General features: G+C 71.5%; 13 protein-coding genes and 2 pseudogenes. 5 read left to right on the top strand and 10 right to left on the bottom strand.

Annotated features, from left to right (window positions below; genetic code table 11):
* Positions 1-17: 17 nt before the first annotated feature.
* Together IPM43_14225 and IPM43_14220 are read left to right on the top strand one after the other, a co-directional pair.
* Positions 18-440: a CBS domain-containing protein gene (locus IPM43_14225; GenBank protein QQS24535.1), complete on the top strand. Its 423-nt coding sequence runs from the start codon at positions 18-20 to the stop codon at positions 438-440.
* 54 nt (positions 441-494) lie between these two features.
* A complete protein-coding gene (locus IPM43_14220; protein QQS24534.1) occupies positions 495-2,639 on the top strand; it encodes an amylo-alpha-1,6-glucosidase in 2,145 nt (714 codons plus the stop codon).
* Here the strand turns inward: IPM43_14220 and IPM43_14215 are convergent.
* The 3 genes from IPM43_14215 to ligD all read right to left on the bottom strand — a co-directional run bounded on the left by IPM43_14215 (position 2,582) and on the right by ligD (position 5,490).
* On the bottom strand, positions 2,582-3,538 hold the full coding sequence (locus IPM43_14215; protein QQS24533.1) for a TIGR03557 family F420-dependent LLM class oxidoreductase: 957 nt from the start codon (positions 3,536-3,538) through the stop codon (positions 2,582-2,584). The two genes, IPM43_14220 and IPM43_14215, sit on opposite strands and share 58 nt — an antisense overlap.
* A 70-nt stretch (positions 3,539-3,608) precedes the next feature.
* Positions 3,609-4,487 carry an arsenite methyltransferase gene (gene arsM / locus IPM43_14210; GenBank protein ID QQS24532.1) on the bottom strand — a complete coding sequence of 293 codons (879 nt, stop codon included), beginning with the start codon at positions 4,485-4,487 and terminating at the stop codon, positions 3,609-3,611.
* Between the two features lie 37 nt (positions 4,488-4,524).
* A complete protein-coding gene (gene ligD / locus IPM43_14205; GenBank protein ID QQS24531.1) occupies positions 4,525-5,490 on the bottom strand; it encodes a non-homologous end-joining DNA ligase in 966 nt (321 codons plus the stop codon).
* A gap of 58 nt (positions 5,491-5,548) precedes the next feature.
* Between ligD and IPM43_14200 the strand changes: the two genes are divergently transcribed.
* Positions 5,549-6,070 carry a pyridoxamine 5'-phosphate oxidase family protein gene (locus IPM43_14200; protein ID QQS24530.1) on the top strand — a complete coding sequence of 174 codons (522 nt, stop codon included), beginning with the start codon at positions 5,549-5,551 and terminating at the stop codon, positions 6,068-6,070.
* Between the two features lie 24 nt (positions 6,071-6,094).
* Positions 6,095-6,703, top strand: a complete 609-nt coding sequence (locus IPM43_14195; GenBank protein ID QQS26475.1) for a DNA-3-methyladenine glycosylase I — start codon at positions 6,095-6,097, stop codon at positions 6,701-6,703.
* Here the strand turns inward: IPM43_14195 and dinB are convergent.
* From dinB to IPM43_14170, 5 genes and pseudogenes are all read right to left on the bottom strand, one after another.
* Positions 6,698-7,942: a DNA polymerase IV gene (gene dinB, locus IPM43_14190; protein ID QQS24529.1), complete on the bottom strand. Its 1,245-nt coding sequence runs from the start codon at positions 7,940-7,942 to the stop codon at positions 6,698-6,700. The genes IPM43_14195 and dinB overlap by 6 nt on opposite strands.
* Positions 7,943-8,005: 63 nt before the next feature.
* A complete protein-coding gene (locus IPM43_14185; GenBank protein QQS24528.1) occupies positions 8,006-8,677 on the bottom strand; it encodes a 4'-phosphopantetheinyl transferase superfamily protein in 672 nt (223 codons plus the stop codon).
* Positions 8,674-14,031, bottom strand: coding sequence for a fused acetyl/propionyl-CoA carboxylase subunit alpha/methylmalonyl-CoA decarboxylase subunit alpha (locus IPM43_14180; protein ID QQS24527.1), 5,358 nt, complete (start codon positions 14,029-14,031; stop codon positions 8,674-8,676). Before IPM43_14180 ends, IPM43_14185 begins: the two co-directional genes overlap by 4 nt.
* Before the next feature lie 8 nt (positions 14,032-14,039).
* Positions 14,040-22,272 (bottom strand): annotated as a pseudogene (locus IPM43_14175) (SDR family NAD(P)-dependent oxidoreductase).
* A 34-nt stretch (positions 22,273-22,306) separates the two neighbouring features.
* Entirely contained in the window at positions 22,307-23,992 is a 1,686-nt protein-coding gene (locus IPM43_14170) for an acyl-CoA dehydrogenase family protein (GenBank protein ID QQS24526.1), read from the bottom strand.
* Positions 23,993-24,193: 201 nt separating this feature from the next.
* On the opposite strand from IPM43_14170, the gene IPM43_14165 reads away from it, so the two are divergent.
* The gene (locus IPM43_14165; GenBank protein ID QQS26474.1) at positions 24,194-25,648 is read left to right on the top strand and encodes an SDR family oxidoreductase; all 1,455 of its coding nucleotides are present in this window, start codon (positions 24,194-24,196) and stop codon (positions 25,646-25,648) included.
* Here IPM43_14165 and IPM43_14160 read toward each other — a convergent pair.
* Together IPM43_14160 and IPM43_14155 are read right to left on the bottom strand one after the other, a co-directional pair.
* The gene (locus IPM43_14160) at positions 25,629-26,219 is read right to left on the bottom strand and encodes a TIGR03086 family protein (protein ID QQS26473.1); all 591 of its coding nucleotides are present in this window, start codon (positions 26,217-26,219) and stop codon (positions 25,629-25,631) included. The two genes, IPM43_14165 and IPM43_14160, sit on opposite strands and share 20 nt — an antisense overlap.
* Positions 26,214-26,651, bottom strand: a pseudogene (locus IPM43_14155) (SRPBCC family protein). The gene IPM43_14160 and the pseudogene IPM43_14155 overlap by 6 nt, the downstream one beginning before the upstream one ends.
* Between the last annotated feature and the right edge of the window lie 21 nt (positions 26,652-26,672).

Raw genomic sequence — 26,672 nt, 5'->3', positions numbered from 1 at the left:
CAGCTGACCCGGAAGGAATGCAGCACATGACCATCTCGGACCTGATGACCAGAGAGCTCGTCGTCCTCGAGTCGACCACCACCGCCGCCGAGGCCGCGCTGAAGATGAAGCAGCGCGACATTGGCGACGTGATCGTCTGCGACGGAGGCGTGGTGTGCGGCATCGTCACCGACCGCGACATCGTCGTTCGAGCGGTCGCCGAAGGCAAGAACCCCCGTGAGGTGCGGCTGAGCGAGATCTGCAGCAGAGACCTGGTGACCGTCGCCCCGACCGACACCGTCAACCACGCCGTCAAGCTGATGGGCGACCGCGCGCTGAGACGCCTGCCGGTCGTGCAGGACGGTCGCCCGATCGGCATCGTCAGCCTCGGCGACCTCGCGCGCGACCGCGATCGCAGCTCGACTTTGGGCGAGATCAGCTCTGCCCCGCCGAACAACTGACCCACTTCTTGCTCCCGGCCGGACCCGTCCCCGGCCGGGAACGAGAATGTTCCGATGAGGTCGCCGCTCGACGCCGCTGCGGAATCGGTGCCGGTTGTCGGCTCCCCCGGTGAGCTGACCCTCGTCGACGGCCGCACGTTCGTCATCTCCGAGCTCTCCGGCAACTGCACCGGCGGCACGCATGGGCTGATCTACGACGACCTGCGCCACCTCTCCTACCTTCGCGTCGCCGTCGGCGGGGCCAGGCTGCACACGCTGGCCGCGACGGCACCCACACCGCTGTCTTCGGTGTCGGTGCAGCGCTTGCACGACGCAGACGACGTCGCCACCCGCTGCCTGATGGTCCGGCGGAGGTGGATCGCCCGGGGCCTGCGCGACGAGATCGAGCTCGTGGAGACCGGCCACGCGCCGCGGTCGCTGCACGTGACCCTGTCCGTGGCCGCGGACTTCGCCCACCTGTTCGACGTGAAGGCCGCGCGCGGCGGCGGTGCGTGTGCTCTGCGACAAGTGGACGGGCACTGGGCCCTGGAGCGCACGGAGCGCAGCGGGCCGCGGGCAGCGACGCGTCTCGCGTTCTCGATCCCGCCGCACGAGGTGGACGTGGCCAGCGGTACCTTCGCCTGGTCGGTCGAGGTCACCGCCGGCGCGCCGGTGCGCCTCACGGTGACCGTCGAGCCCGTGGTCGACGGCTCGCCCGCCGGGCTCGCCTTCCCCATCGGGACCGCTCCTGCCGACGCCCTGCCGCTGGTGCGCCACCGCGAATGGAGAGCGGCGGCTCCGACGCTCGAGTCGACCGAACCGCGCCTCGTCACCGCGGTCAACCAGACCTTCGCCGACCTGTCCGCCCTGCGGATCGTCGACCGCAGCCACCCAGAGCGCGTCGTCGTCGCGGCCGGGGCGCCCTGGTTCATGACGCTGTTCGGACGGGACTCGCTGCTCACCTCGTGGATGACGCTGCCCTTCGACTCGTCCCTCGCCGCCGGGACCTTGCGCGAGCTGGGCGAGCTGCGCGGCAGGGCCGACGACCCTGCGGCCGACGAGCAGCCCGGCAAGATCCTGCACGAGCTGCGCCGGCCGGGCGGCGGTGGGGCGTTCACCGAGCGGCAGCGCTACTTCGGCTCGGTCGACGCTACGCCCCTCTTCGTCGGTCTGACCGCAGAGGCCTGGCGGTGGGGAGCGCTCGACGCCGACGACTTGCACGAGCTCGCGCCGTCGGTGCGCGACGCGCTGAGCTGGATCATCCGCTACGGGGATTCCGACGGTGACGGCTTCGTCGACTACCGCCGCCGTGGCCCGAGCGGGCTCACGAACCAGGGTTGGAAGGACAGCTGGGACGGGGTCACGTTCGCGAACGGGATGCTGTCGGTGCCTCCGATCGGCCTGATCGAGGTACAGGGCTACGTCTACGACGCGTTGCTCGGCGCGGCCGAGCTGATCGAGTCGGCCGGGGTCGACACCCTCGGCTTCGACGCCGCCGACCTCCGCGCCCGCGCGCAGCAGCTGCGCGGACGATGCAACGAGGTCCTCTGGGACGAGCGCGGCTGGTACGCCCTCGGCGTCGACGGATTCGGACGCCCGATCGACTCGCTCACCAGCAACCCCGGCCATGCGCTGTGGAAGGGGATCGCCGAACCCGAGCTCGCCGACCGCTACCTGGACCGTGTCTGCGACGCCGGCCTGTGGTCGGGATGGGGAGTGCGCACCCTCGCCGACACGATGGCGGCCTACGACCCGCTCAGCTATCACAACGGTTCGGTCTGGCCCCACGACACCGCGATCTGTGCCGCAGGTGCCGCCCGGTACGGTCGGTTCGACGTCGTCGACACGATCGTCGAGGGCATGCTCGCCGCGGTCGAGCACTTCGGAGGTCGTCCGCCCGAGCTGTTCGCCGGCATCTCCCGCGACGAAGTACCGGTTCCGGTGCCCTATCCGTCGTCCTGCTCGCCCCAGGCCTGGTCCTCGGCGTCGATCCTGCTGCTCGTGCGAGCGTTGCTCGGCATCGAGCCGACGCGCGACGGCATCGAGCTACGCCGCGACGACCTCGACGGGCTGCCCTGGCTGCGCATCAGCGGGCTCTGCTCACGCGCGGGCAGGCTCGACCTGGAAGTGGACGACGGCGTAGCGGTGCAACGCCGGGCGGGTCATCCCTCGAGCGCGGGAGCCAGCTCCGACGTCCAGAAGTCGACGAACCCGCGCTGATCGGGGCCCACCTGGTGGAAGTGGATGTGGTCGAAGCCTGCGTCCTCGTACGCGCGGACCTGCTCGACCACGGGAGCGGGGTCCGGACCGCACGGGATGCGCTCGGTGATCATCTCAGCGGTCACCAGTTCGCCGACCTGCTCGAACTCGACCCAGGTGGCCAGGTCCTGGGACAGCTGCCCGGGCACGCCGGCGTTCGGCCACACCTGCAACGCCGTCTTCACCGCGTCTTCGCGCTCGCTCGCCCAGCAGACGGTGACCTGCCCGTAGACGGGGCCGGTGCCACCGCCGGCCCGGTAGGCGCCGACCACGTCGGGATCGGGGGAGGTGGACCACAGGCCGTCAGCGTGCTCGGCAGCGGCCGCCGCGGACTCCGGTCCGGCGGCCGCCCAGATCACCTCGATCGGCGCGGCGGGTTCGGTGAACACCCTCGCGCTGTCGACCGTGAAGTACCGCCCACGGTGGTCGACGGTCTCGCCGGTCCACAGTCGGCGCATGATGCCGACGGCCTCGGCGAGCATCTCCCGGCGCACGTCCACCGGCGGCCATGCCCCGCCGATCACATGCTCGTTCAGCCACTCCCCAGTCCCCACGCCGAGGAAGAAGCGCCCGTCGGTGATCGACGAGCACGTCGCGGCGGCCTGGGCGACCATCGTCGGGTGGTTGCGCAGGATCGGGCACGAGACGCCGGTGCCGATCGGGATCCCGTTCGTCGCCATCGCCACTCCGCCGATGGTGGTCCATACGAGCGGGCTCTCGCCCTGGCTCCGCGTCCAGGGGTGGAAGTGATCGGAGACGGTGAGGAACGAGAACCCGGAGTCCTCGGCGATGCGCGCCTGCTCGACCAGCGCGCGCGGTCCGAACTCCTCGCTGGACAGTGTGTAGCCCCAAGTGGTCATGTCCCCCGACGTACCCCGCGAGCGGCGCCTCCAACCACGCGCGCGTGCGGCCGAACGCGGACGACCGAGGTCAGTGCGGGCGCCGGGCGCGCACGAATGCGTTCATGATCGTGCCGTCCAGCTCGGCGAGCAGCTCGTCTCGATCCCGACCGGCGACGGCCTCCACGTCGATGCCGGCGACGAAGCCCTCCAGCGCGGCCCTGTCGTGGACGAGGGTGGGCACGATCTCCACGTCGACGAACCCCGCGCCTTCGAGGTGCGTGCGGTACTCGTCGGCGGTCAGCGCTCCGACCACGCACCCGGCCCACAGCTCGACCAGCCGCTGCACGGCGCCCGGCAACGATCGGGTGAGCACCACGTCCGAGACGGCGAACCGGCCTCCGGGACGCAACACGCGATGGGCCTCCCGCAGCGCCTGGGGCTTGTCGGGGGAGAGGTTGATGACGCAGTTGGAGATGACCACGTCGACCGACTCGTCCGGAAGCGGGATCGCCTCCAAGGTGCCTTCGAGGATCTCCGCGTTGGCGACGCCGGCTTCGGCGATGTTGCGGCGGGCGAGCTCGACCATCTCGGGCGTCATGTCCAGCCCGTAGGCCTTGCCCTCGGGGCCGACGCGGCGCGCCGACAAGAGCACGTCGATGCCGCCACCGGCGCCGAGGTCGAGCACGACCTGGCCGGGGGCGAGTTCGGCGAGCATCGTCGGGTTGCCGCAGCCGAGCGACAACTGCGCGGCGGCGTCCGGCAGGCCGGCGAGCTCGCCCTCGTCGTAGAGCACCCGTCCGAAGGAGACTCCGGTCGTCAGCGAATCGTCGCCGGAGCCGCAACAGCCCCGATTGTCGGCAACGCCGCGCGCCGCCTGCGCGTAGCGGTCACGCACGTCGGCCCTGACGGCTTCGGGGTCGGATGAGGTAGATCGAGATGTGTCGATGTCTTGATCATACCTATTCATCGACGAATGTCAATGTGTTAGCTGTGAACCGCTCCCGTCAGTCTTCGGCGGCCCGGCGTGCCCTGGCACGACGGCGGCCCTCGTGCATGGCGGCGACCCGGGCTACAGGGATCGCGTGGCCCTCCTCCACCAGCACGGTCGGCAACTGCTGGGGACGCGCGAGCGCTTCGGCCCACGGGTCGTGTCCGCCGAGCAGGCCGGGCACCGTGCGAACGGTGAAGTCACGTGGGCTGACCGCCGCGAGGTCGTCCCAGCCGACGGGAAACGACACCGGCAGCCCGGGACGAGCCCGCGGGCTGTAGGCGGCGACGACGGTCGCACCACCCGTGCGCGTGGCGTCGACGAACACCTTTCCTCCCCGATCGGCCTTCACGAAGGCCGTTGTCGTCGACGACGGAGCGAGCAACTCGGTGCGCCGCGCCACGGCACGCGTCGCCGCCCCCGCATCCTCCGCGGACACGAGCGATCCGATCGGAACCACCACGTGCAAACCCTTCGCGCCGCTCGTCTTGACCACCGGCTCCAACCCGACATCGGTCAGCACCGCCCGCACCGCGAGGGCGGCGGCGACCACGGAGCCGAACGGCTCTTCGGGCGGTGGGTCGAGATCGATCACGAGGTGTGTCGGATGGTCGAGGTCCTCCGCGCGAGCGAGCATCGGGTGGTACTCGACGGCCCGCTGGTTGGCGAACCAGAGCAACGTTCGCCGGTCGTTGCAGAGCGCGTAGGAGACAGCTCGTTTGGACGCCTCGGCCCACAGCTCGGCCCGCTCCACCCACTCCGGCGTGTACTTGGGCAGGTTCTTCTGCATGAATGGGCTCTGCCCGCCAGTCACCCGGATCACCGACAGCGGGCGATCGCGCAACTCACCCACCACCTGCGCGTGCACTGCGTCGAGGTAGTCGACGAGGTCGCGCTTCGAGTGACCGGCGCCGTCGAACAGCACCTGGTCGAGGTTGGTGAGCCGGACCCCGGCTCGTGACTCCTCCGGCGCGGCCGTCACCCGGCAGAGCCTACGCTTGGCCCACGCCGGGCCGGGGCGAGGCCGAAGGAGGTGCGCGATGAGCGACGAGCCGACAGCGGTGCGCAGAGCCGGGTTCCCTCCCGACTACGGCAGCCGTGGAAGCACAGACGACACGACCCTGCCTTGGGATCAGGTGGAGCAGAAGCTGCGTGACGCACCCAACTACTGGCTGGTCACGGTGACCGCCGGTGGCCGGTCGCATCCCCGGCCCGTGGACGGCGTCTGGGTGGACGGCGCGCTGTGCTTCGGCGGCTCGCCCGACACCCGGTGGGTGCGCAACCTCGACCGTGACCCGCAGGCGACGGTGCACCTGCCGAGCGGTGACGACGTGGTCATCCTCGAGGGCACCGCCGAGCTCGTCACCGACCCCGCGCATCCGCTGGCGGACGCCTCGCAGGCCGCGAGCCGCGCGAAGTACCCGCAGTACTACGGCGCCGACGCGACGGGCAGTGGTCATCCGGAGTTCTCGCCGTTCTGGGTCCTGAGGCCAGATGTCGCGTACGCGTGGACCCTGGCCGGGTTCCCCAACCGCGCCACCCGATGGACGTTCGCACGGTAGGCGAGCGTGACGGACTGGAGATCCATCGCTGCCGTACCAGGAGCGGACGGCCAGTCGCGATGTGGATGGTGCCTCGGCTCCCCTGACTACGAGGCGTACCACGACTACGAGTGGGGACGCCCCGTCGTGGACGACACGAAGATCTTCGAAAAGCTCTGTCTCGAAGCGTTCCAGTTGGGGCTCTCCTGGCTGACGATCCTGCGCAAACGCGAGAACTTCCGCCGTGCCTTTCGCGGGTTCGACCCCCGCACCGTGGCGAGCTTCGGCGCCGACGACGTCGATCGGCTGCTGGAAGATTCCTCGATCGTGCGCAACAGGGCCAAGATCGAGGCCAGCATCGCGAATGCTCGGGCGACGTTGCAGGTGCAACGAGATCGCGGCTCACTGGCCGACCTGATCTGGGCATTCGCACCGGAGCGACGCGACCGAGCGGCTCCGGAGACGCTCGGCACGGTGGCATCTCGGACGCCGGAATCGACAGCTCTGGCCAAGGCACTGAAGGGGTACGGCTTCCGGTTCGTCGGGCCGACCACCGCGTATGCCGCGATGCAGTCGCTCGGCCTGGTCAACGACCACCTCGCCGGCTGTCACGTGCGCGAAGACTGCGAACGCGAGGCCCGAACGGTGTCATAGGTCGTGCTCGGCCAGCGCGCGGAAGTCGTCGGGCACCGAGCGGCGCGGCGACAGGGCGACCGACGCGTAGCCGACCGATTCCCGCCCGAAGCGTTCGCGCACGGCGTCCATCGACCGCTCCGCGGCCCACCTGTTCGCCGCTTCCCGCGAGCCCGGCCGCTCGGCGTCGTCGGGGAGAAGCGGCAGCTCCAGCTGGATCGCCGCCTCTTCGACCAGGTTCGACACCGACACTGCCAGGAGCGAGATCTCGCTGCGGTCGCGATGGTCGGCGAGCGCCTGGTGCACCAGATGCTCGGCGATCTCGGTGAGGGTCAAGGTGGTGGAGACGGGGTATCGCCTGGTGGACGACCTCGTGACCGCGTTGAGCGGCGGAAAGCGCACCCTGACGGTGACCGTGCGCCCCGCGCGCCCACTGGCCCGGAGCCGGCCGGCCACCCTGTCGGCGAGGTGCCCGAGCACCGTGCGGATCAGTTCTGCATCGGGTTCACGCCTTCCGAAAGCGGACTGCGCCCCGACGGAGGAAGCGCGCCCGTTGCGGCGCACGCGCCGTTCGTCGTGGTTGACGGCGAACGCGGCCAGCTTCGTGCCGAGGGCCCGACCGAGCAGCGCGCGCAGCGACTGGTCTGGGCAGGCCGCCAGCTCACCGATGGTGTGGATGCCGCGCTCGGCCAGCCGCTGGCGGGTGACCGGGCCGATCCCCCAGACCAGGCCCACCGGCAGGGGGTCGAGGAACTCGCGCTCGCGGCTGGGTGGCACGACCACCAGACCGTCGGGCTTCGCGACCTGGGACGCGATCTTGGCCAGGTGCTTGGTGGTGGCCGCCCCGACCGAGATCGGCAGCCCGATCTCGTCACGCACGCGTTCGCGGATGCGGGTGCCGATCGTGTGCGGGGGGCCGAAGAGGTGCACCGACCCGGTGACGTCCAAGAACGCCTCGTCGATGGAGATCCGCTGCACCCAGGGCGTGAAGTCGCCGAGCACCTCCATCACCTGGTCGGCCAGCCGCTGGTACTCGCGGAAGTGCCCGCCGACGAAGGTGAGCCCGGGACACAGCCGCTTGGCCATCCAGCCCGACATCCCGCCCTGCACGCCGAAGCGCTTCGCCTCGTAGGACGCGGCGAGCACCACCCCGCCGCCGACGGCTATCGGCCGGCCGCGCAGCGACGGGTCGAGGAGCTGCTCCACCGAAGCGTAGAAGGCGTCGAGGTCGGCGTGCAGGATCGTGGCCTGGGCGGGCACGAGTGCCAGCGTAACCGAACACCTGTTCTCCTGCCAGAGCTCGTCGACCAGACGTCCGCGCCGTCAGATCGAGAGGCGAACCGGAGGGCCGGTCGGCTGCGCCGCCGCGATGGCCACGACGAGCGAGTCGTCGACGCGCCACCAGCCCTGCACTGACCGGGCTTCGGTGGCCCAGTCCACCCGGAACCGCCTCCAGCCCCCCTCAGCCCCCTCGTCCGCCAGTGCCACCACCGCATTCCTCACGTCGAGGCGCAGTCCCTCACGCAGCACCTTGGCCGTCGCCTCCTTGGCGGACCACAGGAGAGCCCCCAACCGGTCACGGTCCGACGAACCGAAGACCTGGCGCTGCTCGCCGTCGGAGAACCACTCGCGCAAGAAGGCGTCCGAGCGCGCCTCGACCAGCTCCAGATCGCCGCCGACGCCGACACCTCCGTCGCCCACCACGGCGAGGCCCCAGCCGCCGCGGTGGCTGATCGACAGCGTCGACTCGACGGGTCGGGAGTCGACGTACGGCTCCGGGGCACCGTCTGGTGCGGCGAGCACCGTGATGCGGTCGAAGCCGACGCCGAGACGCGCGGCGAGCGCCTCCTTCGCCGCGAAGCGCCCGAGGCGCCACTCCGCCCGCCGCTTCGGTACCTGACGGTCGCCGAGCGCGGCCAGCTCGGCGGGAGCCAGCCAGGCGTCGCCGGCAGGCACGTCGTCGAGCGTGCGCAGGTGCCAGCAGGGCGGCGTCACCGCGCGTGGCCCGTTCGCTCCAGTTCTCGGGCGATCCCCCGCTCCACCGCGTCGACGAGCAGTGGGCGCAGCGAGACGGCCGGGATGATGCGACTGACCGAGCCCATCTGCTGGGCCCGTTCGACGCTGTGCACCGCGTCGAACTCGTCGGCGACCTCGCCCAGCTTCTCCGAGCGCACCGCCGTCTCCAGCTCGGCCAGCTCCGTGCGCAACCGGGCACGTTCGGGACCCTCGCCCGCCGCCACCGCCGCCTGCAGGGCGACGACCCGGGCGTCGGCCGCGGTGCGGGCGTCGACCTCGCCCGCGAACACGACGGCGGCGGCCGGCGCGCCGCCGATGACGGAAGCATGCGCGCCCTCCACGGCCAGCGTCTCGAGGCTCTCGTTCAACCGCTGGCTGAACACGACGAAGGCACCGCCATGGAAGCGGCTGACGACGCAAAACACGATCGGGCCGCGGAAGTTGACGACGGCGCGGCCGATCTCGGCGCCGAACTCGAGCTGCACGCGCCGCATCGACTCCGGTGAGCCGTCGAATCCCGACAGGTTCGCCAGCACGACGAGGGGCCGGCAGCCGCTCGCCGCGTTGACCGCGCGGGCCGTCTTCTTCGACGACAACGGGAACAACGTGCCCGACGTCCACGTCTCCGGTCCGTCTGCGGGCAGGGTGCCGCGCCGGGGCAGGGCGTGCGCCTCGATGCCGATCGCGCACACCGGGATGCCGCCGAGGTGCGCATCCCACACCGCCACGGTGTCGCCGTCACGCAGATCGGCCCAGCGTTCGAGCACGGCGTGGTCCTGGTCGAGGACGGCGTGCATGACGGTACGGATGTCGAACGGCTGCTTGCGGTCGGGGTTGGTGAGATCGCTGAAGATGTCGCCGACGGTCGTGAAGTCGATGCCGGGAACCCGGTGCGGGAACGTGCGCACGTCCCGGTCGAACGGGTCGCTGGTCGCCGCCCGGCGAGGGAAGCGCTCCCCCGGTGCGACGTAGGCGTGGTCGTAGTGGGCGAGCAGCACGCCGAGCGCGCCCGGGAGGTCGGGCGCCCAGTACTGGGCCTGACCGTTCGGCCCCATGATCCGTTCGTAACCGCCGATGCCGTGGTTGTCCTCGGCGGATACGCCCCCGGAGTAGTCGAGCGCCTGCTTGCCGGTGAGCACCATCGCGCTGTCGGGCGTCATCACCAAGATGCCCTTGGTGTGCATGAGCATCGTCGCCTCGGCGTTCCAGTAGGGCTGGGCGCCGACGTTGATCCCGGTGACGACGACGTTGATCTCGACCCCGCGTTGGGTGACCTCGATGATCTTGCGCAGGACGGCGGCGATCCAGTCCATGTTCTCGGTGCCGCTGTCCATCGCGATGCGGGCCCCGGCGGACAGCGCGAACCACTCGACCGGCAGGGAGAGCTGCTCGGCGAGGTCGAGGGCGGCGTTGATGCGCCTGCACTCCGGCTCGGCCAGCGCACCGAGGGCGCGCGTCGGGTCGCCGAGCAGGACCACGCGTGTCATCCCCTCCGGGTAGCGCGTCGTGTGCATCGTCACGAGGCCGGTGACGATGCTCGCCGAGTTGCGCCCCGGCGGCCGGTCGACGGGCACGAGCCGGCCGTGCTCGTCGAGGTCGTGCTCCACGAAGGTGCCTCCGAGCACGTCCGACCTGCCGCCCGCGCGGGGGGCGACCAGCATCTTCACGATCTCGTACGGGTAGACGGTGCCGCGGCGGCGGCTCTGCACGACCTTGCGCGTGTACTCGTCGAGCGGGGCCAGAGGCTCGGCAGGAGGAGCCGTGTCGTGCAACACGAAGCCGGTCCCCGACGGGTTCGACAGCCGCAGCACGCGCTCGACCGGCTCGGTGGCGCCTTCCTCGAGCCGGCGGCACTGGACGAGCACCTCTTCGATCCCGAGCCCGATCGTGAGCGGTGCCAGCGACCGCGCCACCCCTTCCAGCTCGTGGACGGGAAGTTCGAGCAACGGCCACAGGTAGAGGACCACGCGATTCCACACCGGGCGCGCGGCAGGCGATCGCGGCGCCTGGAAGCTGCGCATGCCTTCCAGCGCACCGACCAATGACCGCTCGATCTCGGGCAGCGCGATCAGCCTTCCGCCCGCATCGCGCACCGGAGTCAGGTGGCGCACCTCGGCCACGGCGAACAGCCGCTCGTCCTTCGGGTTCTCCCGCGCCACCCCGCGGAACAGATAGACGTCGTCGGTCGACGGCAGGCGCTCGAGCTCGAAGTTGGCCAGGCGCCACAACTGCAGCCGTTCGGCGAGCAACGGATGCAATCCGCGTAGGGAACGGTCCTCGGTGAGGCCCTCGGCGCCAGGCCGGAACGTGACGTGTCGCACGGTGCTGGCGCGCTTCAGCGACTCCGGGGTGAGCAAGGCGACGACCACGTGGTCGATCGACGCCCGCTCCGCGAGGTGGCCGACGGCAACACGGGCTTCCTCCGCGAAGGCGTCGGGGTCAGGAGGCACGCCCTCTTTCCACGTGTACAGGTCGACGCGCACGCGGGCGCTCTCGTCGAGCGGATCGAGCACCGCGTCGACTGCACGCGCGAGCGAGGCCAGCTCGTCCAGCGGCCCGCAGCCCGTGACCACGAAGCAACCTGCGCAGGAGGCGACCAGCACATCGCCGTCGACGGTGACAGCACTCGCGGGCAACAGGGTGACGGTGGCGCGATAGTGGCGGCGCAGCAGCAGCTCGAGCGCCACCCGGCGCGCCCGGGCAGAGCCATCCTCGGACGCGAGCAGCAGCAGGCGCGGCTCCATCGGCTGCGGGCAGGCGACGATCGCCTCGACGTGGGCCGCGGCGTCGTCGTCACCGGCCACGAGGGCCGCGAGGCGCGCGTCCATCTCGCTGTACACGGCAAGGCGAGCCTCGTCGAGCACGGGCCGGTCGAACAGCCCGAAGCGCACCTCGCGGGCGAGGTCGGCGACCACCGGCCGGCGGCGCTGGGTGGCCCACACGAGCCGGTCGAGCGTGACGCGGAGCTGATCGGCCGCAGCTCGATCGAGCTCGCCGGGGGGATCGAGCCAGCGGTTCAGCAGCTCGACCACCGCCGGCACCTGGGTGCTCTCGCGCTGGCGCGACTGGAAGATCCAGTACAGCGCCTGCTCCAGCGCGGGAGTGTGAGCGAGGGCGTCCGGACCTTCGATGCCGTAATGGGCGAGAGCCCGACGGAGCTGGGCGACGAAGCCCGGAGGGAGCCCGTCGGTGTCGAGCGAGCGCAAGAACGCGTGCAGGTGCTCTTGGGGGCTGCGCACCTGCAGGTCGGCCTCGGCCAGCTCACCGTGACTGCGGAAGAGGGCGCGCAGGTCGGCGAACGCGCTCAGCACGGCCAGCTCACCGCGCAGAAGTTCGGGCGATCCCGGGTTCAGCCCACGTCGCACCTCGACCAGTTCGGTGGTCGCGCGCTTGGCCTCGGCCGCGGTGACGTCGTAGCCGAGCACGGCGTGGTACAAGGTGTCGAGGTCGGCTCGCGCCCTCTCCTCCAGCGTCGCTTGACCCTTGCCGGAGGCGGCGTCGAACGACAGCCGCTCACCGACCGGTCCGCGTGAGCCCGAGACGGCCGCCTCCAGCTGCACGAGGGGCGCCCCCGATTCGACCTGCACGTTCGCTCCCGCCAGCACCGCTCGGACGCGACCGGCGAACGGAGCCTCGACGGGAGTCTCCATCTTCATGCTCTCCAGCACGACGAGCGTGTCCCCGGCCCGCACCTCGGCGCCGACGGCTGCGGGCACGGCCACCACCACGCCAGGCGTTGGTGCCCTCACCACCCCGCCGTCCACCCGGCTCGACCGATGGGGCACACCGTCGACCTCGACGAGCAGGTCGCCGCCCTGTACCGCGGAGACCACCCGGTAGGCCCTGCCGTCGTGCACGACGCGGCTCTGGAACCGCCCGAGCCGGGTGACGAGGAGCTCGGTCACCGATCCGTCGACGGCGACGCGGTAGTGGCGCCGTCCGTTGCGCGAGACCGCGAGGCGGTACTCGTGGCCGCGGTGGCGCAGCTCGACGACGTGGCCGATCTCCACCTTTGCCGCCGGGCGACCCCGGCGCGCCGAGGCGAAGAAGTGCTCCCGGTCGAGGGCCTGTTCGGCGTCGTAGGCGTCGACAGCCGCGATCAGCACCGCGAGCGCGCCGTGGCGGATGCCGGCGGTCTCGCCGGCGGCCGCGAGCCGGTCGAGCCAGCCGGTGTCGTAACGGCCCGAGAGCACCTCGGGCCGGTCGAGCAGATCGAGCAGGAAGCCCTTGTTGGTCACTCCCCCGTCGAGCACGACCGGGAACTGCGACAACGCCCGGTGCAGGCGGACCCGCGCCTCCTCCCTGTCCCTGCCCCAGGCCACCACCTCGGCCACGGTGGGGTCGATGTCGGCGAGCACCGCGTCGCCTTCGACGACGCCGATGTCGATCCGCAGGCCGGGGCCGGTGGGCAGCTGTAGCAGGGCCACCGTGCCCGGCGCCGCGGAGAACGCGTGCTCCGCGTCCTCGGCGTTCAGGCGGACGGCAACCGCGTGGCCGTCGACGGGGGGCGGCGCGCCTTCCAGGCGTCCTCCCTCGGCCACGTGCAACTGCAGCTTGGCGAGGTCGAGCCCGGTGGTGATCTCGGTCGCTCCGTGGCCGAGCGGCAGCCCGGCGCTGATTCGCAGCAGCTCGGGCCCCGCGACGCCGTCCTCGACGACGAACGTCACCGTGCCCGCACCGGAAAAGCCGACCCGGGTGGCGATCAAGGTGGCGACGGCCCGCACACCGGCCACGTCCATTCCCGTCAGCGCCGGGGTCGCGGTCTCGACCAGCACCTTCTCGGTCCTGCGCTGCAGGGTTCCGTCGTGCACGCCGACGGCCCAAGCCGAGCCCCGACCGTCGGCCACGACCAGGACGTCGAGGTGGCGCGCGTACCCCCGCTCGACCACCGCCGGGTCGGCGAGCGCCACGCCTGCCTGGGCAGCGAGGTCGGCCAGCACGGCCGGGTCGCCGAGGCGCGCGAGGGTTGCCGCGTCGGGGCCGACGTATGTGATGCCGAGGCGCTCGCAGCACTCGGCCAAGCGGGGATCCTGCGCCAAGGGCCCCCAACCCACCCACGCCGCGTCGGCGCGAGAGGCGACGAGCGCGGCCTCGACGAGGTCGAGGTCGAGCAGAGCGCTGCGCATCCCCGTCGCGGTCGGAACCGCATACGCGCCGAGCGACACCGCCTCGTCGGCCTCACGGGCCACCAGCGCGTCGCGCTCGGCGTCGGTGTGCACCGCGATGGTGCGCACGTCACGGTCGCGCTCGGTGGCGTACTCACGCGCGGCCTGGAGCAGGCGCATCGCGGGCGTGCCCCGGTTCAAGATGGCCAGGCGCGTGATCGTCGCCATCGCGGTGCTCAGGCCATCGCCGCGGCTAGTGGCGCCAGGCGCTCCCCGTCGGGTCCGGCAGGCAAGGCGGCGGTGCGGTAACCGACGAGGCGAACGAGCACCCGCCCCGACGCATCGACGACCACCGCGTCGCTCGCTCCGTCGTCGGGTTCGACCATCGCATAGACCGGCGGGGTCCCATCACCGGGCTCGCCGTGCAGCTCGATCCGCTCGACGCGCGTCGGCAGGCCCATCCGCCCCGAGGTGCCGAGCTCGTGCACGCCGGCCGTCTGGAAGCAGAGCTCCACGAGGCGCGGGGCGGCGACGAGGGGCAGCTCGCTCGGAAGGTGGTTCGCCGGCAGGTCGGCGGCGAGGCGGCCGACGACGGTGTCGCCGTCGCGCCAAGCCGCTTCGAGCACCTGGTACGTGGGTCCGTGGAAGTAGATGCGGTAGATGTCGTCCGCGGCGACCTCGTCATGGCTCGGCGAGGGCGCCGGCGCGCTGTCCGGCGGTGCCGGCTCGGGCGAGAGCACCACCCGACCGGTGAAGTGCACGGTCTCCTGCGCGTCCTGGTTGGCGAGGACGCGCCGCCCGACGAGCGAGCAGTCGGCAACGAGGGTGTCGCCCTCTCCGGCGCGCAGCCTGGCCCGCACCTCGGCCACCCGCGGCTCGTCGCGGTAGAGCTTGAACGGGGCCAGGAAGTCGACGTCTTCGACGGCGATCACGTGCCTGCCGCCGGCGAGCACCGATGCCACCTCGCAGAACGCCTCGACCCCCATCACGCCGGGCAGCACCGGAGTGCCTTCGATGCGGTGGTCGTCGAGGAACGGTTGGCTCACGTCGAGGTCGACCTCGGCGACGAGGCCTTCGGTGAGCGTCGCGCGCACCGCGCGGCCCGTCACCGGCCCGCCGGCGGAGCTCACCGCGGCGGGGTCGAGCCCTCCGCTCGGGTGGCGCTCGTCGAGCATCAGCCCCAGCCGGCCGGCGATCACCACCTCGCCGCCGCCGCCGGATGCCTCGATCTCGCCCCGCACGGCGGGAATGCCGACCTCGGGGGGCAACATGTCGATGCCAGCGAGCGCCATCATCTTCGGGATCGAGCCCCTGGCCGCCATGCCGATGCCGGCCCAAGCGGTCCAGTCGATGGCGATGCCCCGCGTCTGCGGGCGGGTGCTCTTGAACCCGGAGATGCTCTTGCAGAGCAGGTCGTTGGCCGCGCTGTAGTCCGTCTGGCCCGCCGTTGCCGAAGCGACCGGCGATCGAGCTGAACACCACTGCGGCGCCGAGCTCGACGTCGCCGAGGGCGCGCAGCAGGTGGAACCAGCCGTCGACCTTCACGTCGAACACCAGGTCGTACTCACGTTGCGTCTTGTCGGGGAGGAAACGGCTGATCTCCAGCCCGGCGCAGTGCGCGAGCACGTCGACCCGACCGCTGCGCTCGACGACGCGCGCCACGGCGTCGGCGACGGCTGCTCCGTCGGTGAGGTCGACCTGGTACCAGTGCGCGGTCCCGCCCGCGGCTTCGACCGCCTCGATCGCGTCGAGGGCGGCGCGCGAGCGCTCGATGCGGGCCAGCTCACGCTCGACGAGCGCCGGGGTGGCCCGCTCGCCGCGCTCGGTGATCCGGGCCGCGAGGTCGAGCTTCAGGGCGTCTCGATCGGCGGCGAAGCGGGCCAGGTCGGAGTCGTCGCGGTCGGGCTCCGGCGTCAGGTCGAGCAGGTGGAACGTGCCTCCCGAAGAACGCGCGAGATCGGCGGTGATCGCCGAGACGATGCTGCCTGCGGCGCCTGTCACGACGAACACCGCGTCCGCGCCGAGGGCGCTCGCCGGGTCGGCCTCGGCTGGCTCCGTCGCCAGCCCGACGCTCCAGCGCAGGTCGCCGGTTCGGCCGACCTCGACCACGCCGGGGTCGCGGGCCACCTCGTCGAGCAGGATCGCGGCTACGTCCGCCGGGTTGGCGTCGAGCGTGAAGTCGACCACCTTCACGGTCGCGTCGGCGCGCTCTCGGGCAAGCGCTTTGGTGAACCCGCTGACCGCGCCGCCGATCACGTCGCGCGCCCCGCTGTCGTCGTAGCCGAACCTGCCGCCGAGGCGAGTGCCGCTGACGAAGAACGCTCCCGCGCCGAGGTCGTCGTAGAGCGCCCGCGCGGTGGCGGCGGCCAGCTTCACGCGCCGGTGGACGGCCTGCTTCCAACTGGCTTCGTCCAGCTCTTCGATCGCTCCGGTCGCGTCGAGGGCCGGCAACCACAGCACGCCGGCCACAGCTTTACCCTCGCGCCATTGTCCGAGCGTCGCGGCGAGCTCGTCCACCGCAGGCTCGCCTTCGACGACGAGCGTCTCGACGCCGAGCGATTCGAGCGCGGCGACTACGGCGGGGGCCACGCCGCCGGTGTCGGCCATGACGACGACGCTCCGCCCGGCCCCCAGCTCGACGCCGGTGGGCAGGCACATCTCCGTCGACGGCCGCACGACCGCCACCGGCACGCGCCGCGGGTAGGCGGACCCGGCGGCAGCTTCGGCGCCGGCTGTCGCGGCCTCACCCGTTGCCGCCTCGGACGCGGCCGCCGCCCGGGCGGGTGCGGCCTGCGGCGAACGGTCGCGCACGAACCCGATCACGTGGTTGAGCGTCGGGTAGTCCCGCAAGCGCAGCGAGTCGTCGCGCTCGATCCCGTACGTCTCCCGCACGGTCGCGAACAGCTCCGCCTGCTTCACCGTGTCGACCCCGAGGTCGGCCTCCAGGTCGAGATCCAGATCGAGCATCTCGGGCGGATAACCCGTCTGCTCGGCGACCAGCGCCAACACCTTCTCCGCCACCCCGTCACCCGACACCGGCGCCCCAGCAGCAGGTGCCGCAGACGGTGCCGCAGCGGGCGGCGCCGGCGGCCGGCGCAAGTGCGGCCTGCGGTGAACGGTCGCGCACGAACCCGATCACGTGGTTGAGCGTCGGGTAGTCCCGCAAGCGCAGCGAGTCGTCGCGCTCGATCCCGTACGTCTCCCGCACGGTCGCGAACAGCTCCGCCTGCTTCACCGTGTCCACCCCGAGATCGGCCTCCAGGTCGAGATCCAGATCGAGCATCTCGGGCGGATAACCCGTCTGCTCGGCGACCAGCGCCAACACCTTCTCCGCCACCTCATCGCCCGACGCCGGCGCCCCAGCAGCAGGCGCAGCAGACGGTGCAGCAGCGCCCGGTGCCGCGGCCGGCGCGGCGATGCCAGCGCGGTCGCGTACGAACCCGATCACGTGGTTGAGCGTCGGGTAGTCCCGCAAGCGCAGCGAGTCGTCGCGCTCGATCCCGTACGCCTCCCGCACGGTCGCGAACAGCTCGGCCTGCTTCACCGTGTCGACCCCGAGGTCGGCCTCTAGGTCGAGATCCAGATCGAGCATCTCGGGCGGATAACCCGTCTGCTCGGCGACCAGCGCCAACACCCTCTCCGCCACCTCGTCGACCGACACCGGCGCCCCACCAGCAGGCGCAGCAGCAGCAGCAGCAGGCGCGACCGGAGCCGGTGGCGGCATCGGCGGGGCGGACGGGCTCGCCGGCACCGGTGCCGCCGGGGCCGCGGCCACCGGCGCGGCGGCGACCGCCACGGCCGGCGCCGGCACGGCCGGGCGGGCACCGGGTCCGGCGTCGACCACCCGCAGGCGTCGCTGCACGACCTCTAGCGCGGCGTGCTCGTGGCCGCTGATCTCGGTCAGCCAGCGCTGCCAAGCCTGCGGATCGACCACGCGATACCCGAACCCGACCTCGTCGGGCGCACGATGACGACCGTCGGGCACGGGAGTCCACGCCAGCATCACCATGGCGATCTGCGAGCCGAAGCCGGCTGCAAGCCTCAGTGCGTAGCGCACCGGATAGGCCCCGCCGGTGGAGAGGTTGAGGTTGCCGAGCTCGGGGTTCGACCTCGCGGAAGTTGGGCACCGGGGGCACGATGCCCGTCTCCAGCGCCTTGACCGCGACCACGTCTTCGATGCCGACCCCCATCGGGTGGCCGGTGAAGCCCTTGGTGTTCGCGATGACGACCTTGTCGGCGTCGGGCCCGAAGACGCGGCGCAACGCGTAGATCTCGGCCGCCGCGCTGCCACCGCGGGCCGGGGTGTAGGTCTCGTGCGACACGAACACCATCTCGCCAGCGATGCGGTGGCGATCGATGCCACGGCGCTCTGCCTGACCGACGACGGTCTCCATCACGTCGCCGATGTGGTCGACGTTCAGGCGCGTGCCGTGGAACGCGCTGTTGGCGGTGACCGCGCCGATCACCTCGCAGATGGGTTGCAGGCCACGCTCGCGAGCGGCCGGCGCGCTCTCGACGACGAGCGCAGCCGCGCCCATGCCGAGCAGCATGCCGTGCCGGCGGCGGTCGAAGGGCAGCGCGGCCTGCGCGACGTCCTCGTCGGTGGCCGCGGCACCGCTCGCGAGGAAGCCGGCGCCGATCCAACCGAGCATGTGATCGCTGGTCGCGTCGTCGCCGGCGACCACCACGACACGGCGGCACCGGCCGGCCCTGATCCAGTCCTCGGCCAGCGCGATGGCCTGCGTGGTGCTGGCACAAGCCGCGTTGATCTGGGTGTTCGGACCCCGGGCGCCGATCATCTCGGCGAACTGCGAATGGCCCATCGACAGCACCCGGAACAGGAATCGCCGGTCGAACGTGTAGGGGTGCTGGTCGAGAGCCCGTTGGACGTCGTGGAGCCGACGATCGATCTCGGCCAGCGCCGGGCTCGACGCGTCGGCGTCGGCCACCCGACCGCGGATCGCGCTCAGCTCGGCCAGCTCGGCGCGGCGTGCCGTGTCCTCGGCATGGCGGGTCACCTCGTCGGTCATCTCCTCGAGGCCAGGGAACGCGCTCGCGAAGATCACACCGGTGTCGTCGCGCAGGGCGTCGGGCAGCCCCCAACCCGTCGGGGAGCTGTGTGCCGATGCTGCTCGTCTTGTAGCGCATCACCAGCGGGATGCCGGCGTCGCGCAGCGCGTCGATGCCCGCGCCGATGGCGAGGCGCGTGGTCTTGCCGAGCGCGGGCAGGCGCTCGGCCTCTACCCCGAACTCCTCGCCGAGGTCGAACACTCCGCCGCGTCCGGCGAGCTTGATCACCTCCGACGCCGCTTCGATCGTCTCGAACCGCCCACCACCGTCGCCCTTCACGAGCCGGGTGATGTGCTTGTCGAGCATCTCGGCTCTGATGCGCGTCGGGATGACGTCGATGAACTGCTCGCCGCGCAGGATGCGGGCCACGTTCTCGTCGTCGAACACGTGCTCGGTGCCCGGCAGGCCGAGCGCGGCCCCGGTCACGACGACGGGTTCGCTTGACGCAGCTTGACCGTTGCCGTCGAAGAGGTGGCGGCTCTTGTCGAGGAAGTCCGCGAACAGGCGGCCGAGCTCGGTGTACATGCGATCGCTTCCTTGCGCGGTGCTCACCGCTGTAGGTGCCGGAGCGGTTGGGACGGGAAGTGCCTCTGCCACCGGCGCGGCGGGCATGGGTGGGGCGGCGGCGTCGGCGACGCCCGCGCCGAGGCCGGCTGCGTACAACCCGCACAGGGCCTGGTTGAAGGCAACCTCGTCGGCCAGCTTGGGGTGGTTGGTCGACAGCGTCACCACGGATTCATCGTGGCCCAACACGTCGAGAGCGAAGCCGTGGAGCGCCCGCTTCGGACCGACCTCGACGAAGACGCGGGCGCCGGCCTGGTAGAGCGTCTGCAACCCGGCCACGAACTGCACCGGCGAAGCCACCTGCCGGGCGAGCAGGTCGAGCATCTCTTCGGTCACGCCCGCACCCATCGGGTAGAACTCGCCGGTCACGTTGGAGACGATCGGCAGCGCAGGAGGGTGAAGCTGCAGGCGCTCGAGGGCCACGCGCAGGGGCGCGCTGGCCGGGGCGACGATCGAGGTGTGGAATGCATGGCTCACCGGCAGCAACGCCGTGGTGAAGCCCTTGGCCTTGCACGTCTCGACCGCGGCGTGCACCGCCGCTGTGGCGCCACCGATGACTGCTTGGGCGTTCGAGTTGACGTTCGCCAGCACCACGTAGCCGTCGGCCTCGTCGACGACGCGCTGCACCTCGTCGAGGGGAGCGAAGACCGCGGCCATCGCGCCGTTGTCGTCGACGCTGAGATGCGCCATCTCGCGCCCGCGCGCGCTCACCGCTTCGAGCGCTCCCTCGAAGCTCAGCCCACCGGCGGCGACGAGCGCGCCGTACTCGCCGAGGCTGTGGCCGATCACCATGTCGGGTTCGACTCCGTACGCGCCGAGCAGGCGGGTGATGGCGAGGTCGGTGGCGAGCACCGCCGGCTGGGTGATCTCGGTGTTGCGCAGGTCTTCCTCGGCGGACTCCACCGCCGCGGGGTCGTCACCGTCGACGAAGATGTAGTCGGTCAGCGGCTTGCCGAGCAGCGGCGTCATCACCGCGTCGGCCTGCACGAAGGCCTCGGCAACCACCGGTTCGAGGCGACGTAGGCCCTGCAGCATGTTCACGTACTGCGAGCCCTGACCGGTGTAGAGGAACGCCACCTTCGGCGCCGGCCCGGAACCCCGGTGCACGCCCTTGGCCTGCAGCAGCTTCCACGAGGCGGGCTTCTCGAATGCGGCCAGCGCCCTGGTCAACTTGTCGGCCAGCTCGGCGGCGTCGGCGTAGTCGACGGCCAGCCGTTCCGGTTGGCGCAGGTCGGCATCGCGCGGTGGGGCGACCGGCGGCGCCTTCCCCGCGGCGGCCTCGGTCTGGCAGGCCTGGACGCGGGCGACCAGTTCACGCTCGCTCGGGGCTCCGATCACGAGGGCACCACGCAGCGGCACCTTCGCCGCGGCGGGGAGCGCCGCGGCCCGCAGGTCGGCGCCGACGGCGAACTGCTTCGGCTCGTCGGCCCGGACGCGGCCGGGCACGTGCTCTTCGATGACCGTGTGGAAGTTGGTGCCGCCGAAGCCGAACGCGCTGACGCCGGCGACGCGCGCGCCGCCCTTGCCCACCTCCCACTCGCGCAGCTCGGTGTTGACGCGGAACGGCGACGTGGCCCAGTCGACGTTGGGGTTGGGGTCGCGGAAGTTCAAGCTGGGGGGCAGCACCTTGTGGTGCAGCGCGAGAACGGTCTTCAAGATGCCGGCTGCTCCGGCCGCGGCCTTCAGGTGGCCGATGTTCGACTTCACCGAGCCGAGCGCCACCGTGCCCGGCAACAGGTCGGCGTCGGCGAAGGCGTCGGACAAGCTGCCCACCTCGACCACGTCGCCGACGCGGGTGCTCGTGCCGTGCGCCTCGACCAGGGTGCACTCCGCGGGCGAGACCCCCGACGAGCGCCAGGCGCGCTCCATCGCGTAGCGCTGGCCGGCGGGGTTGGGGGCGGTGATGCCCTTGCCGCGGCCGTCGCTCGCGCCGGCGATGCCGCGCAGCACCGCGTAAACGCGGTCGCCGTCGCGTTCCGCGTCGGACAGGCGCTTCAGCAGGAACAGCGCCGCGCCCTCGCCCATCACGAAGCCGTCGGCTCCGGCGTCGAACGGGCGCGTCCCGGTGGCCGACAGCGCGCCGATCTTGCAGAACTTCACATAGCTCGAAGCACCCATGTTGCGGTCGACGCCGCCGGTGATGACGGAGTCGAACTCGTGCTCGATCAACCCCTCGATCGACGCATCGATCGCGGCCATCGCGGATGCACATGCCGCGTCGACGATGAAGTTCGGGCCGTGGAAGTCGAACAGGTTGGCCACGCGGCCGGCCATCACGTTGCCGAGCTCGCCGGGCATCGTGTCTTCGGTGATCTCGGGGTAGTCGAGGCTCATCCGGGCGAGCAGCTCGTCGGCCACCGAGGCCTGCACATCGGCCGGCAGGGACTGGAACGAGGGTGTGCCGCCGAGACTGCGGGCGATCTCCGGGTAGGAGATGCGCAGGTTGGTGGCGTAGTGCTTCTCGCCGCCCATGGCGTTGCCGAGGATGACCGCGGTGCGCTCTCCGTCGATCGGCTTGCCGTAGTCCTCGAGCACCGCACGGGTGACGGCGACCGCCCACTTCTGCGCGTCGTCCATCGATTCGGCGACTCGCGGCGGGATCGGCATGCGCCAGCCCATCGGATCCCACGACCAGTCGCGCACCCAGCCGCCGATCTTCGAGTACGTCTTGTCCGGAGCCTTCGGATCGGGGTCGTAGTAGAGCTCGGGATCCCACCGGTTCGGTGCGACCTCGCTGATCGAGTAACGCCCGGAGGTGATGTTGTCCCAGAACGCGGCCGCGTCGGGCGCGTCCGGCAGGATCGCCCCGACTCCCACAATCGCCACAGCTTCCATCTGGCCCCTCCTCGTCCGGCTCGTCCGGACGGCGCTATGCGCTCTGACGCCCGTAGAGGGCGTCGGCAACCCGGTCCATGTCTTCGATCATCCCCGCCTGCGCCGCGAGGACCGCCGGCATGCCGACTGTCGCCTCGAGCGTGCGCACGTCACCCGCGCTCGCCCCCCCTGCACCGATCACCAGGCGGAGCCCGTCGGTGACCACGCGCAGGGCGGCGTCCCTCGCGTTCACCCGCGCCGCGGTGGCCAGCGCGTCGGCCGAGAGCCGGCGGTCGGCCTTCGCCGGCAGCACTCCGTCGAGCGCGCGCGCCGCGCGCCTGGCCAGCGCGGCAGAGCCCTCGACGACCGCGACCAGTTCGCCGAGGCGCAACAGCAGATGCTGGTTGCGCGTGAGGCGCCCGACCCGCATCACCTCCATCACCTCGGCCAGCGCGTGATGCGCGAGGGCGGCAGCGCCGGCGCCGACCTCGGGCCGGCGAGCGGCCAGCGCCTCGAGCTCGACCGCGAGATCGTGGTAGTGCGAACCCCTGGTCTTCAAGTGCTGCTGCCAGCGGTCGCGGCTGATCGTCATCTCCATGATCTCGGAGGTGCCCTCGTAGATCGTGGTGATGCGCACGTCACGCTTCACCTTCTCGACCATGTACTCGTGGGTGTAGCCGTAGCCGCCGAGGGCCTGGATGGCTGCGTCGGCGGCGTCGTTGCCGGCCACGGTGGCGAGGTACTTGGCGACCGCGCCCTCGGTGTTGAGGGTGCCGTGGGTGCCCTCGTCGATGCGCTCGGCCGTCTCTTCGATGTAGGCGCGGGCGGCTTCTAGCCGCACGACGTGGGGGACGATCAGCTTGTGGGTGTAGCCCTGCTTCTCGCTGAGCGGCCCGCCGGCCTGGATGCGCTCCACCGAGTACGGGATCGCGCGGTCGAGGGCGGCCCACCCCCCGCCGAGCCCGAACGCGGCCACCATCAGGCGGGTGTAGCCGAACACGAGTTGGGCCTGGAAGAGGCCCTGGCCCTCGACCAGGCCGACGAGGCGGTCGGCGTCGACGTACACGTCGTCGAGGAACAGCGCCGCCGTGTTGGACAGGCGGATGCCGTGCTTGTTCTCGGGCTTGGCCTTCTCGAAGCCCTCGGTGTCGTGCTCGACGACGAACCACGTCGGGCCTCCGGGAGCGTTCGCGAGGATCGTGTACAAGTCGGCGACAGCGCCGTTGCTGATCCACTGCTTCTTGCCGGTGATCCGGTACCCGACGACGCGGCCGCCTTCTTCGACCGGTACCGCGACCGTCTTCAGCGCGCCGAGGTCGCTACCGGCCTCGGGCTCGGTGGCCCCGTAGGCGAAGAGCAGCCCCTCTTCGGCGATGCGGCTCATCCACAGCTTCTGCTGTTCGGGGGTGCCACCCATGAGGATCGGGTCGCTGCCGAGGAAGGTGGCGAGCACCGAGGTGGCCACGCCGAGGTCGATCTCGGCCATCTTCTCGCACACCCGGTACACGTCGAAGGCGTTGCCGCCCATGCCGCCGTACTCCTCGGCGATGAACAGCAGCTGCACACCGAGCTCGTCGCTGCACATCTTCTTCACGACCTCGGCCGGGAACTCGTCGCGCTCGTCGAGCTCGATCAACCGAGCGTCGGGCAGCTCGCGGTGCGCGAATCCCGCGATGGCGTCGAGCGTCATCTCCAGGACATCGGTGTCCAGCCCTGCAGCTCCTACAGCCCCAGCAGCCATGTTGGTCGCCTCCCTCGGGCCGGGTAGACCTCGACTCGGATCTCGTCGAATGTACCCATTGGGAAGTGCCATCGGTCACGGGCCACCTACCAGAGTGCAAGGGGCTTAGGTCCTTGGCACCCCGGCGTGCCCACACCCCGGCGCCACAGCACGGAGACGGGTACGATCGACGACTGTTCGGCCGAGGCCGCGGAGGCGCTCGTGCGGGTCCTCGCAACTGGTGCGACGGGGTACATCGGGGGGCGACTCGTCCCCCGGCTCGTCGCCCGCGGTCACGAAGTGCGCTGTGTGGCCCGTGACCCGGCTCGCCTGGCCGGCCAGCACTGGTGGCCCGGGGTCGACGTCGTCGCCGGCGACCTCTCCGACCCGGCAGCCGTCGCCCGGGTGATGCGTGACGTCGAGGTCGCCTACTACCTCGTGCACTCGATGACCGCCGAGGGGAGCTTTCGCGAGCGGGACCTGGAGATGGCCGAGCTGTTCGGCCGACGAGCGGCGCGCGCCGGTGTGCGGCGCATCGTCTACCTGGGCGGTCTCGGCAACTCCGACCTGGTGCGCAGCAAGCACCTCGTATCGCGCCAAGAGGTCGGGCGGGCCCTTGCCGCGGCCGGCGTCCCCACGGTCGAGTTCCGGGCCGCCGTGATCGTCGGCTCGGGCTCGGTGAGCTTCGAGATGCTCCGCGCGCTGACCGAGCGTCTTCCGATCATGATCACGCCCCGATGGATCGACACCCGCTGCCAACCGATCGGCGTGCGCGACGTCCTCGAGTACCTGCTCGAGGCCCTCGATCACCCGAGCGCGTCGGGGGTGTACGAGATCGGCGGCGCCGACGTGCTCACCTACCGCGACATGATGCAGACGTACGCCCGGGTCAGGGGCCTGCATCGGGTCATCTGGACGCTCCCGGTGCCGCGGCCCGAGCTGAGCAGCCGCTTCGTCGGCCTCGTGACGCCGATCCCGTACCGCCTCGCCCGCCCGCTCATCGAGAGCCTGCAGACCGAAGTGGTGGTTCGCGACGACCGTGCCCGGCACGAGTTCGACGTCCACCCGGTCGGCTACGAGGAGGCGCTGCGGCGAACGCTCGCCCGTATCGACTCCGACGAGGTGGAGACGACGTGGGCGTCGAGCCTGACGAGCGGGAGCGACCGCGCGGAAGGCAGGCGGTTGTCGACCCACGAGGGGATGCTGTTCGAGCGTCACGTGAGCAGGGTCGCCGCGGCGCCCGAGCAGGTGTTCGCCGTGATCTGCGCGCTCGGCGGCGAGTCGGGCTGGCCGGCGGGCAACGCCTTGTGGCAGCTGCGCGGCGTGATCGACCGGCTGTTCGGCGGCGTCGGGATGCGTCGAGGCCGCCGCCACCCGCGTGAGCTACGGGTCGGCGAACCACTCGACTTCTGGCGGGTCGAGGCCCTCGAAGCCCCGACCGTGCTGCGCCTGCATGCCGAGATGAAGCTGCCCGGGGACGCGTGGCTCCAGTTCGAGGTGCGCCCCGACGCCGCCGGATCGGTGGTGGAGCAGACTGCCTTCTACGACCCACGCGGCCTGCTGGGCTACCTGTACTGGTACGCCGTCTTGCCGTTCCACCGCTTCGCCTTCCCCGGGCTGCTCGCGGCCATCCGCGAGCGGGCCGAAGGCGCCCTCCTCACGGACGGCGGCCGGTGAACGCAAGGAGCTTGGCCTGCGCGTCGGCGTCGTCGGGCACGGTCACCCGCGGGCCGAAGTGGCCGCTCGCGCGCATCGCCTCGTCCATCGGCTCCATCCCGGCGAGCATGTCAGCGACCATCGTCTCGTCGAGTCGTTCGTCGAGACCGCACGCCCGCGCCAGGTCCCACGTGTGCACCAGCAGGTCGCCGGTGACGAACGTGTCGATCGCCCGCTCGACGGTCATCTCGCCCGGGGGGCCGGTGTCGACGGTGCGCTGCGCCGTCTCGGGGTCGTCGAGCGCTTCCTGGAGCGTGGTGGCGAGAGCGTTCCACGCGCCGGCCGGGTCGTCGTCGACGGAAGGCACCGAGAAGGGAACCCCGTGGCGCCCGATCGCCGCCGGCACCCATTCGACCAGGTGGCCGACGACGTCGCGGGCGACCCAGCCGCTGCACGGGGTCGGAGCGGACCAGGCGTCCTGAGGAATCTCGCGCACGCGATCGCCGAATCGACCGGCGACTCGCCGGAACCGCTCCGACGGCGTCCCGGCGAGGGCGAGCAGGTCGTCGAGGCGGTCGAAGGTGATCTGCATCCCGGCTTCCATCCCGGATCGAACGTGAGCGTCGCGGTACTCCGAGCTCAGGTGGCGTACGAGCGTCTGCAACGTCGTGACCCCGTCGTGCTCGGTCAGCGTCATGGTGTTCACCGACTCCGCGTCGGGGAAGCCGCCGAACACTTCTGTCGACACGATCCGCTCGGGCACGACCACCTCGCGGTAGACACCCCACCACTGCAGCTCCACGCCGTCGGCGCCACGGGTCACGTGCCGCCACGCCCCGCCGGGGCGCAGGTCGATCTCACAGGCGACGAGCGGGTTGCTGTGCGGTCCCCACCAGCGCAGCAGGTGGCGTGGTGTGGTCAGCGCGTCCCAAACCAGCGTGCGCGGCGCTTCGAACGAGCGCGTGATCGAGATCTCGGTGTCGGCGGGCAACGTCACCGTTGCCGACCCGTGCCGTGTTGCCATGTCGCCCCCTCGTGTCCGACA

Source organism: Actinomycetota bacterium, assembly GCA_016700055.1.
Classification (GTDB): Bacteria; Actinomycetota; Acidimicrobiia; order Acidimicrobiales; family Ilumatobacteraceae; genus Kalu-18.
The sequence above is the reverse complement of the archived record's forward strand: the minus strand, read 5'-3'. Positions and strand labels throughout refer to the sequence as shown.

What these genes read in the sequence shown, in the direction of transcription:
- IPM43_14170 (QQS24526.1), bottom strand. Translation starts at nt 23,992, where the DNA reads ATGGCTGCTGGGGCTGTAGGAGCTGCAGGGCTGGACACCGATGTCCTG.
- IPM43_14215 (QQS24533.1), bottom strand. Translation starts at nt 3,538, where the DNA reads ATGACCACTTGGGGCTACACACTGTCCAGCGAGGAGTTCGGACCGCGC.
- IPM43_14225 (QQS24535.1), top strand. Translation starts at nt 18, where the DNA reads ATGCAGCACATGACCATCTCGGACCTGATGACCAGAGAGCTCGTCGTC.
- IPM43_14180 (QQS24527.1), bottom strand. Translation starts at nt 14,031, where the DNA reads ATGGCGACGATCACGCGCCTGGCCATCTTGAACCGGGGCACGCCCGCG.
- IPM43_14160 (QQS26473.1), bottom strand. Translation starts at nt 26,219, where the DNA reads ATGCAGATCACCTTCGACCGCCTCGACGACCTGCTCGCCCTCGCCGGG.
- IPM43_14200 (QQS24530.1), top strand. Translation starts at nt 5,549, where the DNA reads ATGAGCGACGAGCCGACAGCGGTGCGCAGAGCCGGGTTCCCTCCCGAC.
- IPM43_14220 (QQS24534.1), top strand. Translation starts at nt 495, where the DNA reads ATGAGGTCGCCGCTCGACGCCGCTGCGGAATCGGTGCCGGTTGTCGGC.
- arsM (QQS24532.1), bottom strand. Translation starts at nt 4,487, where the DNA reads ATGAATAGGTATGATCAAGACATCGACACATCTCGATCTACCTCATCC.